This is a genomic window from Micromonospora mangrovicola, assembly GCF_047200535.1.
Classification (GTDB): Bacteria; Actinomycetota; Actinomycetes; order Mycobacteriales; family Micromonosporaceae; genus Micromonospora.
The window spans coordinates 1-13,027 of record NZ_JBJZOG010000141.1; the positions used below are offsets into that span (position 1 = coordinate 1).

General features: G+C 73.4%; 10 protein-coding genes. 2 read left to right on the top strand and 8 right to left on the bottom strand.

The genetic code is table 11. The features are described from left to right. Positions 1-46: 46 nt before the first annotated feature. The 4 genes from ACL02O_RS31330 to ACL02O_RS31345 form a co-directional block, all read right to left on the bottom strand. On the bottom strand, positions 47-298 hold the full coding sequence (locus ACL02O_RS31330; protein ID WP_412821790.1) for a helix-turn-helix transcriptional regulator: 252 nt from the start codon (positions 296-298) through the stop codon (positions 47-49). A gap of 10 nt (positions 299-308) precedes the next feature. Then, complete coding sequence (locus ACL02O_RS31335; protein WP_412821791.1) at positions 309-1,160, bottom strand: ABC transporter permease; 852 nt, start codon at positions 1,158-1,160, stop codon at positions 309-311. Next, positions 1,157-2,134: an ABC transporter ATP-binding protein gene (locus ACL02O_RS31340; protein WP_412821792.1), complete on the bottom strand. Its 978-nt coding sequence runs from the start codon at positions 2,132-2,134 to the stop codon at positions 1,157-1,159. Before ACL02O_RS31340 ends, ACL02O_RS31335 begins: the two co-directional genes overlap by 4 nt. 66 nt (positions 2,135-2,200) lie before the next feature. Beyond that, complete coding sequence (locus ACL02O_RS31345; RefSeq protein WP_412821793.1) at positions 2,201-3,835, bottom strand: BCCT family transporter; 1,635 nt, start codon at positions 3,833-3,835, stop codon at positions 2,201-2,203. A 109-nt stretch (positions 3,836-3,944) separates the two neighbouring features. Here ACL02O_RS31345 and ACL02O_RS31350 point away from each other — a divergent pair, with 109 nt between their 5' ends. Beyond that, positions 3,945-4,601, top strand: coding sequence for a hypothetical protein (locus tag ACL02O_RS31350; RefSeq protein WP_412821794.1), 657 nt, complete (start codon positions 3,945-3,947; stop codon positions 4,599-4,601). Positions 4,602-4,672: 71 nt separating this feature from the next. Here the strand turns inward: ACL02O_RS31350 and ACL02O_RS31355 are convergent, their stop codons facing one another. The 4 genes from ACL02O_RS31355 to ppdK all read right to left on the bottom strand — a co-directional run bounded on the left by ACL02O_RS31355 (position 4,673) and on the right by ppdK (position 10,133). Then, positions 4,673-5,509 carry a siderophore-interacting protein gene (locus ACL02O_RS31355; RefSeq protein WP_412821795.1) on the bottom strand — a complete coding sequence of 279 codons (837 nt, stop codon included), beginning with the start codon at positions 5,507-5,509 and terminating at the stop codon, positions 4,673-4,675. Between the two features lie 153 nt (positions 5,510-5,662). Beyond that, complete coding sequence (locus ACL02O_RS31360) at positions 5,663-6,892, bottom strand: deoxyguanosinetriphosphate triphosphohydrolase (protein WP_412821796.1); 1,230 nt, start codon at positions 6,890-6,892, stop codon at positions 5,663-5,665. A gap of 58 nt (positions 6,893-6,950) precedes the next feature. Beyond that, positions 6,951-7,304, bottom strand: a complete 354-nt coding sequence (locus ACL02O_RS31365) for a VOC family protein (RefSeq protein ID WP_412821797.1) — start codon at positions 7,302-7,304, stop codon at positions 6,951-6,953. 120 nt (positions 7,305-7,424) lie between these two features. Next, positions 7,425-10,133 (bottom strand): pyruvate, phosphate dikinase, encoded by a 2,709-nt coding sequence (ppdK, locus tag ACL02O_RS31370; RefSeq protein ID WP_412821798.1) that lies wholly within the window; start codon positions 10,131-10,133, stop codon positions 7,425-7,427. A gap of 401 nt (positions 10,134-10,534) precedes the next feature. Between ppdK and ACL02O_RS31375 the strand changes: the two genes are divergently transcribed. Next, positions 10,535-12,280 (top strand): family 20 glycosylhydrolase, encoded by a 1,746-nt coding sequence (locus tag ACL02O_RS31375; RefSeq protein ID WP_412821799.1) that lies wholly within the window; start codon positions 10,535-10,537, stop codon positions 12,278-12,280. Positions 12,281-13,027: the final 747 nt, after the last annotated feature.

The window sequence follows — 13,027 nt, forward strand, 5'->3', positions numbered from 1 at the left end:
CCGTCCGGAGCGGGGTCCCGGCCACGGTCGGGACCCCGCTCCGGCGTCACGCCGTCCGTTCCCCGGCCGCCGACGCGTCGCCGATCCGGGGGAACGGCTCGATGGAGAAGACCACCTCGACCGGCACCTCGAAGTAGGCGGCGATCCGTAGCGCCAGGTGCAGGCTGGGCCGGAACTCGCCCCGTTCCAGGTAGCCGACCGTCTGGTAGTGCACACCCAGCGCGTCGGCGAGCTGCCGGCGGGAGATGCCCCGCTCGGCGCGCAACACCGCGATCCGGTTGTGCACGGTCTCGCTCATCGACGCCCTCTCATCCGACCCGCTGCATGGCCCGCTGCCGGCGCGCGGCCACCCGCGAGCCGGACTCCCGGCGGGCCATCCGGCGCAGCACGATCGGCGCCAGCACGAGCCCGAGCACCGCCCACGCGCCGAGCACGCCGAGCGTCTCCAGGTGCCGCCAGGAGTGGCCCAGTTCGACCGCGGCCATGCTGTCGGGCAGCAGCGCCGAGCGCATGCCCAACCCTAGCCAGTAGATCGGGAAGACCTGAGCGACGGCCTGGAGCCACCCCGGGTAGCCGTTGATCGGGTAGAAGATGCCGGAGAGGGCGATCAGGCCCATGTTCGGCAGCATGACCAGCCCGAGGTTGCGCGGGTTCTCGATCAGCGAGCCGAGGACCGCGCCCATCGGCAGGGTGGCGACCAGGCCGAGCACCGCCACGCAGAGCAGGGTGAGCCAGGCGGACACGCTGGTCACCCGGAGCCCGTCCAGGAAGAACAGCGCCGGGACGAGCTGGATGAGCATGCTCACCAGCGCCACCGTGGACATCAGGGTGATCTTGCCGATCAGGTAGCCGAGCATCCCGTTCGGGGTGGCCTTGGCGCGCAGCAGGGTGCCGTCCTCCCGTTCGATGACCAGCTGCGAGGCGAGCACCAGCATGCCGCCGAAGGCCAGCCCCATGCCGAGGGCGCTGGGCAGCGTACGGGCGCCGAGCGAGAAGGAGGTGCCGGGCACCGTGGAGCCGCGCATGAAGAACATGGCGGTCAGCAGGGCCGCGGTCGGGAAGAAGTAGTTCCACAGGTCCTGGCCGTTGCTCAAGGTGTTGCGCAGCTCGATCAGGCCGCGCCGGAAGCCGGCCCGCACGGCCGCCATGGTCGGGTTCATCGGTCACCGCTCCCCTGCTGCCACACTCCGGCGGACCGGCCGGTCCGCACCCCGGACTCCTCCTCGTAGACCAGTGCCATGTACGCGTCCTCCAGGCTCGCCCGGCGGACCTCCAACTCCTGCACCGCGTCGCCGTACTGGCGCAGCAGGTCGCGGACGAAGCCGGTGGCGTCGGCGGCGGAGTGCACGAACCGCTCCCCGTCCCGGGTCCAGCGGACCTCCGCGTCCCCGGCGACCCGGCGGGCCAGCTCGTCCGGCGAGCCGTCCGCGACGATCCGGCCACCGGCCAGGATGAGGATCCGATCGGCCAGCTTCTCCGCCTCGTCGAGGTCGTGCGTGGTGAGCAGGATGGTGGTCTCGTCCAGGTCGGCGAGACGGTGCACCAGCTCGTGGAACTCGCGCCGGGCGGCCGGGTCGAAGCCGACCGTCGGCTCGTCCAGGAAGAGCAGTTCGGGGCGGCCCACGATGCCGACCGCCACGTCCAGCCGGCGGCGCTGCCCGCCGGAGAGCTGGTGCACCCGCTTCTCCGCCTGCGGGGTCAGGCCGACGGTGTCCAGCAGGTCGTCGACCGGCCAGGGCCGGCGGATCCGGTCGGTGCCGTACGGGGCGTAGAAGGCGCCGAGGTGGGCGAGCAGGTCGCGGACCCGCCACTTGCCGTGGTCGCGCCAGGACTGGAGGACCACGCCCATCCGGGCGCGCCAGCGCTCGTCGCCCCGGCCGGGGTCTACGCCGAGGACGCGGACCTGCCCGGCGGAGCGCATCCGGAAGCCCTCCAGGATCTCGATCGTGGTGGTCTTGCCGGCTCCGTTGGGCCCGAGCAGGGCGAGCACCTCGCCGCGCCGGGCGGTGAAGTGGACCCCGTGCAGCACGTCGACGGTGCCGTACCGCATGCGTAGGTCACGGACGTCGAGGACCAGGTCCTCGTCGGGTGGGGGTGGAGTTTCGACAACTCCCGGAAGCTCGACCGCAGTCATACCGCGAAATGTAGCACTCCTGCTACATGTCGAGGCACACCCGCTCTCTGTCGGGTAGGCGTCGGCTCACCGCCGGGGCCGGTGGAGCCAGCGGGTGACCGGCGGCGGATCCTCCTCCTCGTACGAGCGGGCGGCGCGCACCGCGGCGGCCAGGCCGAAGGGGCGCGGCCGGACCGCGGGTCGCACCGCCGGGTCCACCGCCATCTCCCGGACCAGGGCGACCGCCAGGCCGAGCATCACCACCACGAACGGCAGCGCCACCAGGATGGTGGCCTGCTGCAACGCGGCCAGGCCGCCGGCCAGCAGCAGCGCCGCCGCCACCGCCCCGATGAGTACGCCCCAGAGCACCACCACGCCCCGGTGCGGGCGCAGCGCGCCCCGCGAGGTCAGCGAGCCGAGCACCAGGGACGCCGAGTCCGCGCTGGTGACGAAGTACAGCCCGACCAGCACCATGGCCACCACGCTGGTCAGCGTGGCCAGCGGCAGCGCGTCCAGCAGCCCGAAGAGCGCCTGCTCCGAACTGGCGCCCACGTCGGCGACCAGGTCCCGGGTGCCGGTGGCCTGGGTCCGCAGTGCGCTGCCACCCATCACCGCGAACCAGACGGCGCTCGCGCCGCTGGGCACCAGCAGCACCCCGATGAGGAACTGGCGGACCGTCCGCCCACGCGAGATCCGCGCGATGAAGGTGCCCACGAACGGCGCCCAGGAGATCCACCAGGCCCAGTAGAAGATCGTCCAGGACCCGAGCCAGGCCGGATCGGAGAAGGCACCGGTGCGGGTCGACATCTGCAGCAGGTTGCTCAGGTAGTCGCCGATCGACGCGGGCAGCACCTCCAGGGTGTAGACGGTCGGACCCACCAGAAAGACGAAGAGCATCAGCGCGACGGCGAGCAGCACGTTCGTCGTGGACAGCCACTTGACCCCCCGGTGCAGGCCGGAGAAGGCGGAGACGACGAAGGCGAGGGTCAGCGCGGCGATGACCACGATCTCCACCGCCCGGCTGTCCGGGACGCCGGCAACCAGGTCCAGCCCGGCGGCCACCTGGAGGGCGCCCAGGCCGAGGCTGGTGGCGGAGCCGAACACGGTGGCGAAGACGGCGAGCAGGTCGATCGCCCGGCCGAGCACGCCGTCCGCGGCCGAGCCGAGCAGCGGGTGGAAGGCGGCCGAGATCCGGTTCCCGCGCCCCTTGCGGAAGGTCGAGTAGGCCAGCGCCAGCGCGGCGATCGCGTAGATCCCCCAGGGGTGCAGGGTCCAGTGGAAGAGGGTGTACTGCATGGCCACCGATGCTGCGGCCCCGCTCTGCGGGGCGACCCCGGACGCGGGCGGCGGCGTCGCGAAGTGCTGGATCGGCTCGGCGACGGCGAAGAACACCAGACCGATGCCCATGCCGGCGCTGAACATCATCGCGATCCAGGCCAGCGCGTTGAACTCCGGCTCGTCGTCGTCGGCCCCCAACCGGATCCGGCCGAACCGGGAGGCCGCGATGACCACCGCCAGCACCAGGAACGCGTCGGCCGCGAGCACGAAGAACCAGCCGAACGTGTCGATCGCCCAGGACAGCCCGGCGTCCCCGAACCGGGCCAGGGAGCCGCGGGCGGTCACGCCCCAGGCCACCACCGCCAGCACCCCGACCACGCTCAGCCCCAGTACCACCCGGTCGGTGCGCTCCGCCGCGGGTGCTTCCCGTACCTGCTCCGCCATGACCCCATCCTCGACGGGCGGATCGCCCCGGCGGGGCGGAACGGCGCAGGAACCGACCCTTGCCGATCTTGACTACGGTGGGGACCCAGCGACCGGGGAGGGGACGCGGATGGCCGACGACACGGAGCTGACCATCGCGCTCGCCGAGTACGAGCACCTGCGCGAGCTGAGCCGCACCGTGCACGACCAGTCCACCGCCCGGTTCACCTTCTTCCTGGCGGTGGCGTCGGGGGCGACCGCCGTGTCGGCCGGGTTGCTCACCACCGGCGCGCCCGCCCCGGCCGGCCCGGCGGTGCTGGCCGGGCTCGGCCTGCTGGTCCTGCTGCTGGGGATCTTCGTCTTCGCCCGTCAGGTCGAGCTCAACGACCGGGGCCGCCGGTACGCCGTCGCCGCCACCGTGCTCCGCACCTACCTGGCCCGCCGCGCGCCCGGCCTGACCCCGTTCATCATCATGCCGACGCTGGACGACCCGGGGCCGTTCGCGCCCGAGCCGTTCCACCGGCACTGGTTCCGCGACCTGGTCAGCCAGGCCGGCATGATCGCGCTGGTGAACAGCGCCCTGGTCGGCCTGGCCGCCGGGCTGGCGGTGCTGCCCGCCGGCCCCGCCTGGCTGGCGGGCCCGGTCGCGGCGGCGGCCGGCGCCGCCTCGGTCGCCGGGCACCTGCGCGCGATCCGTCGCCGCGTCGCCCGCTCCGCCACCCACGTGGGCGCGGTCCTGTCCACTCGCCCGCTCTCCCCTCCCGCACCGCCCGACACCCCGCGCTGATTCACGGAAAGCGTGGCTGTTCCTGGTCCGATAGCCACGCTTTCCGTGAATCAGGGCGAGATCGGGGGCGGTCAGGCGGGAAGGGTGGTGGACTCCTCGGCCTCGACCTGGGCGTTCCAGGCGGCCTTGGTGGCGCGCCAGCCCTCGTCGTCCAGGCCGCGCCGCCAGTAGCCCGAGATGGAGAGCGCGTCGCGGGGCACCCCGCGGTCGACCCGCAGCAGCCGGCGCAGCTCCTTGACGGAGGTGGCCTCGCCATGGACGAAGGCGTGCACCCGGCCGGGCGGGAATTCCAGCGCCCGGACCGCCTCGACCAGCGGCTCGCCCACCGGACGCCCGGCCCGGTGCAGCCAGCGCAGCTCGACCGCGCCCGGACTGGCCAGCGGCAGCTCGTCGGCCGGGCCGTCGACCTCGACGAAGACCTTCGCCGGGGCGCCGGCCGGCAGCCGCTCCAGCGCGGCGGCGATCGCCGGCAGGGCACTCTCGTCCCCGGCCAGCAGGTGCCAGTCGGCGGCCGGGTCGGGGGCGTACGCCCCGCCGGGGCCGGTGAAGAGCACCCGGTCGCCGGGGCGCAGCCGGGCCGCCCACGGCCCGGCCAGCCCCTCGTCGCCGTGGTGCACCACGTCGATGGTCAGCTCGCCGGCCGCCGCGTCCCAGGCCCGCACCGTGTACGCCCGCAGCCGCGGCCACTGCTCTGCCGGGAACTCCCGCTTGATGGTGGCGAGGTCCGTCGGGTGCGGGTAGGCCACCCCGGCGGGCGGGAAGACCAGCTTCACGTAGTGGTCGGTGTACGCGCCCACCGGCAGGCCGGCCAGCTCCTCGCCGCCGAGCACCAGCCGGACCAGGTGTGGGGTGGGCCGCTCGGTCCGCACGACCGTGGCGGCGGTGACCTTCTTCGGGCGCTCCGTCATGCCGCTTAGGCTAGCCTAAGTCGCGGCCGCTCCCCCACCGGCCGTCCCGGTCACCCTCCCAGGGTCACGCCCGATCCCGGACGTGGTGGTCGCCCGCGCCGGCCGAGGCCACCACCTGCCAGGATCGAGCACGTTCCTGCCGGTGGCCGCCGGTCAGCGGACCAGCCAGGCGAGGGCGGCCGGGTCGGTGAGCGAGGCCACCTGGTCGATGACCACCCGGAGCCGGGCGGCGTCGTCGGGGGCGTCCCGCCAGAGCGGGGCGAAGACCGGGTCGAGCGCGTCGGGCGCCCGGTCGAGCAGGGTGGCGACCAGTTCGGCGAGGATCTCCCGCTGGTGGGCGTACCGGGGGCCGGCGCCGGGGCGACGCATCACGTAGCGCAGGGCGATGCCCTTCAGCAGCGCGCACCGGGCCCGGATCCGGCGCGGCACCACCAGGTCGGCGGCGTACCGGCGGTGCGGGCCCGGGCCGTGGCGCTCCTGGGTGGCGGCCACCACGGAGGCGACGAACCGGCCGGTGAGCACGCTGGTGGTGGTCTTCAGGGCGGCGAGGGCCCGGTGGCTGCCGTCGTACGCGGCGAGCGGGGCGAGCACCGGGTCGGCCAGCAACTCCGCCAGCACCTCGCCCAGGTCCTCGGGGGCCTCCCCGGAGTACGCGGCGGCCACGTCGGCGCAGAGCGCCCGGCGCTCCTCCGGGTCGGCCAGCAGCGGGCGCAGGCTGACGTACCCGCCGTGGATCCCGTCCTCGACGTCGTGCACCGAGTACGCCACGTCGTCCGCCCAGTCCATCACCTGCGCCTCCAGGCAGCGCCGGTCCTCGCCGGGGGTGCCGGCGCGCAGCCAGTCGAAGACCGGGCGGTCGTCGGGGTACACCCCGAACTTGCGCCGGCCGGGGCGGCGCGGCCAGGGGTACTTGCAGACCGCGTCGAGCGAGGCCCGGGTGAGGTTCAGCCCGGCGGAGCCGCCGTCCGGAGCGAGCACCTTCGCCTCCAGCCGGGTCAGTACCCGCAGCGTCTGCGCGTTCCCCTCGAAGCCGCCACAGTCGGCGGCGAGGACGTCCAGGGCGTCCTCGCCGTTGTGCCCGAACGGCGGGTGGCCCAGGTCGTGCGCCAGCCCGGCGGTGTCCACCACGTCCGGGTCGCAGCCCAGCCGGGCGCCCATCTCCCGGGCGATCTGCGCCACCTCCAGCGAGTGGGTCAGCCGGGTACGCAGGAAGTCGTCGGTGCCGGCCAGGTGCACCTGGGTCTTCGCGGCGAGCCGGCGGAACGCCGCCGAGTGCAGCACCCGGGCCCGGTCCCGCTCGTACGGCGACCGCCCGTAGCCGGTGTCCTTGGGCGCCTCGGTGACCAGCCGCGCGTCGCCGTCGAAGCCCGGACCCCCGCTCAACCGTCATCCCCGGTGCCCGGCCACCGCTGGCCGCGACCGCCGGCCTGGCAGCTGCGGCTCACCCCGTTCGCTCACAAAGCACGCAGAACTCGTTGCCCTCGGGGTCGGCCAGCACCGCCCACCCCGCCCCGCCCTGGCCCACGTCGACGTGCCGGGCACCCATGTCGACCAGGCGCTCCACCTCGGCCTCCTGGTCGGCCGGGCGCAGGTCGATGTGCAGCCGGTTCTTGCTCTCCTTGGGGCCGCTGACCGGGACGAAGACGATGCCGGGCAGGTCGTCTGGCGAGCGGCGGATCTCCACCTCGTCGGGCTTGTCGGTGATCACCTGGTAGCCGAGCGCCTCCGCCCACCAGTGGGCGAGCCGGGACGGGTCCTGGGCATCGACCGTCAGGTTCTCCCAGACGCTGCTCATGCGGCCGCCTTTCCTGATCACTCGTACGGGCGAGCTCAGGCTACGCCCGGAAGTCCGATCTGGCGCGTCGGGCGAGTGCGGGGCCGTCGACGCACGCCGGCGGCCCCGCGGCCCGCACCGTCAGCGGGAGTCGGAGCCGGTGGTGGTCACCGCCGCCCGGCCGGCCTCCAGCCGCGCCACCGGCACCCGGAACGGCGAGCAGGAGACGTAGTCGAGCCCGACCTCGTGGAAGAAGTGCACCGAGTCGGGGTCACCGCCGTGCTCGCCGCAGACGCCGAGCTTCAGCCCGGGCCGGGCGGCCCGGCCTTCCTCGGCGGCGATCCGGACCAGCCGGCCGACGCCGTCGCGGTCGATCGACTCGAACGGCGAGATGCCGAAGATGCCCAGTTCCAGGTAGCGCCAGAAGAACGCGCCCTCGACGTCGTCCCGGGAGAAGCCCCAGCCCATCTGGGTGAGGTCGTTGGTGCCGAAGGAGAAGAACTGCGCCGCCTCGGCGATCTGCCCGGCGGTCAGCGCCGCCCGGGGTACCTCGATCATGGTGCCGATCAGCACCTCGACACCGCTGTCGCCGATCACCTCGGCGATGATCTTCTCGGCCTCGGTGCGTACCGTCTCCAGCTCCTGGACCGCGCCGACCAGCGGGACCATGATCTCCGGGCAGGCGGCGCCGCCGGCCCGGACGACCGTGACGGCGGCCTCGGCGATGGCGCGGACCTGCATGGCGAACAGGCCGGGGATGACCAGGCCGAGCCGGACGCCGCGCAGGCCGAGCATGGGGTTCTCCTCGTGCATCCGCCGGACGGCGGCGAGCAGCGCCTCCTCCTTGGCCACGTCCTCGCCGCGCTCCTGGGCGACCGCGACGTTCACCGCGAGTTGCTCCAGCGGGGGCAGGAACTCGTGCAGCGGGGGGTCGATCAGCCGGACGGTGACCGGCAGGCCGTCCATCTCCCGGAAGATCTCGACGAAGTCCTCCCGCTGCAACGGCAGCAGCGCGGCGAGCGCCTGCTCCCGCTCGGCCTCGGTGGCGGCGAGGATCAGCCGCTCGACCAGCTCCCGCCGCTCGCCGAGGAACATGTGCTCGGTGCGGCACAGGCCGATGCCCTCGGCGCCGAACCGCCGCGCCCGCGCCGCGTCCGCCCCGGTGTCGGCGTTCGTCCGCACCCGCAGCCGCCGCGCGGCGTCGGCGTGGGTCATGATCCGGTGTACGGCCCGGACCAGCGGGTCGTCGGTCCGCTCGGCGTCCAGCTCGCCCTCGAAGTACTGCACCACCTCGGAGGGCATGACCGGCACCTCGCCGAGGTAGACCTTGCCGGTGGTGCCGTCGATGGAGACGACGTCGCCCTCGTTGACGGTGTGCCCGCCGACGGTGAACTTCTTCGCCGGCACGTTCACGTCCAGCTCGTCCGCGCCGGAGACGCAGGTCTTGCCCATGCCCCGGGCCACCACGGCGGCGTGGCTGGTCTTGCCGCCGCGCGAGGTGAGGATGCCCTTGGCGGCGATCATGCCGTTCAGGTCGTCCGGGTTGGTCTCCCGGCGGACCAGGATCACCGCCTCGCCCTCGGCGGCCAGTTCCACCGCCCGGTCGGAGGTGAAGACGACCTTGCCGACGGCGGCGCCCGGGGAGGCGCCGATGCCCTTGGCCACCGCCTCGAACTCGTGGTCGAGCTGGAAGCGCGGGAACATCAGCTGGGCGAGCTGCGCGCCGTTGACCCGGTGCAGCGCCTCATTCAGGTCGATCAGCCCCTCGTCGACGAGCTGGCCGGCGATCACGAACGCGGCGGCGGCGGTGCGCTTGCCGACCCGGGTCTGGAGCATCCAGAGCTTGCCGCGCTCGATGGTGAACTCGATGTCGCAGAGGTCCTTGTAGTGCTCCTCGAGCCGGGCCATGTACCCGAGCAGCTCGTCGTAGGACTTCTTGTCGATCCGCTCCAGCTCCTGCAACGGCACGGTGTTGCGGATGCCGGCGACCACGTCCTCGCCCTGGGCGTTGGCCAGGTAGTCGCCGTAGATGCCCTGCGCCCCGCTGCCCGGGTCGCGGGTGAAGGCGACGCCGGTGCCGGAGTCCGCGCCGAGGTTGCCGAAGACCATGGCCACCACGTTGACCGCGGTGCCCAGGTCGGCCGGGATCCGCTCCTGGCGGCGGTAGACCACGGCCCGCTCGGCGTTCCACGAGTCGAAGACCGCGCGGATGGCCAGGTCGAGCTGTTCCCGCGGCTCCTGCGGGAACTCCCGCCCGGTGTGCTTGGCGAAGATCTTCTTGTACGCGTCGACCAGCCCACGCAGGTCGTCCGCGTCCAGGTCGAGGTCGTTGTTCGTACCCTTGGCCCGCTTGGCGTCGTCGATGGCGTGCTCGAACTCCTCGCCCGGCACGTCGCAGACGGTCTTGCCGAACATCTGGATCAGCCGCCGGTAGGAGTCCCAGGCGAACCGGTCGTTGCCGCCGGCCTGCGCGCTCAGCCCGACGACACTCCGGTCGTTGAGGCCGACGTTGAGGACGGTCTCCATCATGCCGGGCATGGAGAACTTGGCACCGGAGCGGACGGAGACCAGCAGTGGGTCGTTCGGGTCGCCGAGCTTGCGGCCCATCTCCCGTTCCAGGGACTCCAGGTGCGCCTCGATCTGCTCGGCCAGCCCGTCCGGCTGCCGGCCGGTCGCCAGGTACGCCTTGCAGGCCTCGGTGGTGATGGTGAAGCCCGGCGGGACCGGGAGGCCGAGATTCGTCATCTCGGCGAGGTTGGCCCCCTTGCCGCCGAGCAGATCCTTGAGGTCCTTGTTGCCCTCGGCGAAGTCGTAGACGTACTTGTGATCGACCGTCTCTTGCGCTGCCACCAGAGCCTCCCACGCGCGCCATTGACACTTAACGAAGGTTCAGTTCGGACATACCCCGAGACCAACCGCCGGTAATCCCGGCGTCGTCAGCGATCGGTGGGCGAAGGTTAAGCGAACATCGAGTGGCCTGGGACCGTTCGGTGACAATAGGCACAACTGTCGCCACTATCCGCGTCCGTACCGGTTTTTGGGAACGCTTCCACGCGCAGGATCACGCAATTCCGATTCCCCTCGTACTCTTGACGGCACTGGTTTCGCTGAACCTGACCTTTGCCATATCCCGCGCAAATACACCCTCGGGAGCCGTCGCCGTGTCGACCACCCCCGCCGTCCCGTCCGAGACCGGTCCCGAACCGCTCGACCGGGCCGGCCTCCCCAGCCGGCAACCAGCCGCCGCCGACCTGGCCCGCGCCGCCGCCCGGCGGGCCGGCGACCTGCTCACCCCACCCGCCCCGGTCCGGCTGGGCGACGTGGTGCCCGCCCCGGAGCGGGTCGCCCCGGACCCGACGGCCGACTTCACCCTCCCCGCCGACGCGGTGATCCGGGTCAGCGCCGACCCGGCCGCCCGGGACGTCGCCGAACAGCTCGCCGAGCTGCTCCGCCCGGCCACCGGCCAGCCGCTGCCCGTCGCCGACGCTCCCGGCGCCGGCCCCGCCGGACCGCTGTCGCTCACCCTGTCCGGCGCCGCGCCGACCCACCTCGACGCGGCCGGCGACACCACGGCCGCCCGAGCGGTCGGCACCGGCGGCACGGACGGCACGGGCGCGGTCGCCACCGCCGGCGTGGCCGGCCCGGACGGGGCCGCCACCGCCGGCGGGGCGCCCGGCAGCGGGGATGCCGCCGAGGAGCTGGGCGACGAGGGGTACCGGCTCGACGTCACGGCCACCGAGGTCCGCCTCACCGCCCCCGCCGCCGCCGGGCTCTTCCACGGCGTACAGACGCTGCGGCAGCTGCTGCCGGCGGCGATCGAGCACACCACCCCGGTCGACGCGCGCTGGGTGGTGCCCGGCGGCAGCATCGTCGACCGGCCACGCTTTCCCTACCGCGGCGCGATGCTCGACGTGGCCCGGCACTTCTTCGACGTCGAGGACGTGCTGCGGGTGATCGATCACCTGGCCCGGTACAAGCTCAACCACCTGCACCTGCACCTCACCGACGACCAGGGGTGGCGGATCGCCGTCGACTCCTGGCCCCGGCTCGCCGAGGTGGGCGGGGCCACCGAGGTGGGCGGCGGGCCCGGCGGCTCCTACACCAAGGCCGACTACCGCCGGATCGTCGCGTACGCCGCCCGCCGCCACGTCACCGTGGTGCCGGAGATCGACCTGCCGGGCCACACCAACGCGGCGCTGGTCGCGTACCCCGAGCTGGCACCGGGCAAGATCCCGCCACCGCCGTACACCGGCACCGAGGTCGGCTTCAGCTACGTCGACCCGGCCGACGAGCGGACGTACGACTTCGTCACCGACGTACTCGGCGAGGTGGCCGCGCTGACCCCCGGCCCCTGGCTGCACCTCGGCGGCGACGAGGCGTTCAAGGTCAAGGGCGCGGCGTACACCGGCTTCGTCGAGCGGGCGCAGCTGATCGTGGCGGACACCGGGAAGACCGTGGTCGGCTGGCACCAGCTCGCCCCGGCGCAGCACAGCGACGGGCGGGTCCTCCAGTGGTGGGGCACCAACGGCGACGACCCCGAGACCGCCGACGCGGTACGTCGGGGCGCCCGGGTCATCCTCTCCCCCGGCAACCGCGCATACCTCGACATGAAGTACGCCCCGGACACCCCGATCGGGCACGACTGGGCCGGGCTGATCGACGTGCGGCACGCGTACGACTGGGATCCGGGCGCCCACCTGACCGGCGTACCGGTCGAGGCCGTGCTCGGCGTGGAGGCGCCGCTCTGGACCGAGTCGGTCACCACCCGGGCCGAGATCGAGTTCATGCTCCTCCCGCGCCTGCCCGCCGTGGCCGAGCTGGGCTGGTCGCCCCGGTCGACGCACGACTGGGCCGCGTTCCGGGAACGCCTGGCCGGGCACGGCCCGCGCTGGACCACCGCCGGCATCACCTTCCACCCCGCACCCGAGGTCCCCTGGCCGGCGACCCGACCCGTCCCCACCCAGCGCAGCGCCGCCACTCCCGCCGACACCCACTGACGCGGCATCCGGCGCCGGGCCGCTGCCCGCCGCCGGATGCCGCAGCTGGGGGTGTCCAGCGCCCGGAACACCGCGACCTGCGGCAGCCCGAACCCGATCTCGCGGGCCGCCCGTGACCGCGTGTCCGGGATATCCCGGTCGGCGTGGAGGTCGACCCTGCGCCCGCCCCGCCTCGGCGTGATCCACTCCGGTTCCGGCAGGTAGGGGCATCCGGCGCTCGAAACGCCGCCGGTTGCGGCATCCCGAGTCGATCACCGGACGGCCGCGGTGAAGTTGCTGACCCGCGTCGGGCTGCGGGTTTCGGTCGGCGACGGGATCCTGTGGTGCGCGCGTCGTGCCCTGGCCGGACCGCGTGGCCGGGACGTGCGCTGGCGGGTGGGCGACGACGGCGCTTTTGCGGCGCACCAGCCCGGCGAGGAAGAGGGTTCGAAGCGCTACGAACTTGATGATGCAGACGAGTCACCGGCGGGACCGATGGGACCGATGGGAAGCCGAGCAGCTCGCCATCCCCGGCCTGAGTCGTCCACGTCATCAAGTTCGTAGGCCGCGCCGGACCGTATGTCCGGGATCTCGGGAGGCGATATGCGCCGACCGGTTTGATCCACTCCAGCGCCGGCAAGCGGGGATACCCGAACGCCCGGGGCAGGCTCGGTTGCGGTATCCCGTGTCGATCGTCGGGCCGCGTGTCGGCTGGTGTCCGGGATGTCCGGGTCGGCGTTGCAGTCGGCGGGCGGTCGGCCCTGTCCC

What these genes read in the sequence shown, in the direction of transcription:
- ACL02O_RS31340 (WP_412821792.1), bottom strand. Translation starts at nt 2,134, where the DNA reads ATGACTGCGGTCGAGCTTCCGGGAGTTGTCGAAACTCCACCCCCACCC.
- ACL02O_RS31345 (WP_412821793.1), bottom strand. Translation starts at nt 3,835, where the DNA reads ATGGCGGAGCAGGTACGGGAAGCACCCGCGGCGGAGCGCACCGACCGG.
- ACL02O_RS31350 (WP_412821794.1), top strand. Translation starts at nt 3,945, where the DNA reads ATGGCCGACGACACGGAGCTGACCATCGCGCTCGCCGAGTACGAGCAC.
- ACL02O_RS31335 (WP_412821791.1), bottom strand. Translation starts at nt 1,160, where the DNA reads ATGAACCCGACCATGGCGGCCGTGCGGGCCGGCTTCCGGCGCGGCCTG.
- ACL02O_RS31355 (WP_412821795.1), bottom strand. Translation starts at nt 5,509, where the DNA reads ATGACGGAGCGCCCGAAGAAGGTCACCGCCGCCACGGTCGTGCGGACC.
- ACL02O_RS31365 (WP_412821797.1), bottom strand. Translation starts at nt 7,304, where the DNA reads ATGAGCAGCGTCTGGGAGAACCTGACGGTCGATGCCCAGGACCCGTCC.
- ACL02O_RS31330 (WP_412821790.1), bottom strand. Translation starts at nt 298, where the DNA reads ATGAGCGAGACCGTGCACAACCGGATCGCGGTGTTGCGCGCCGAGCGG.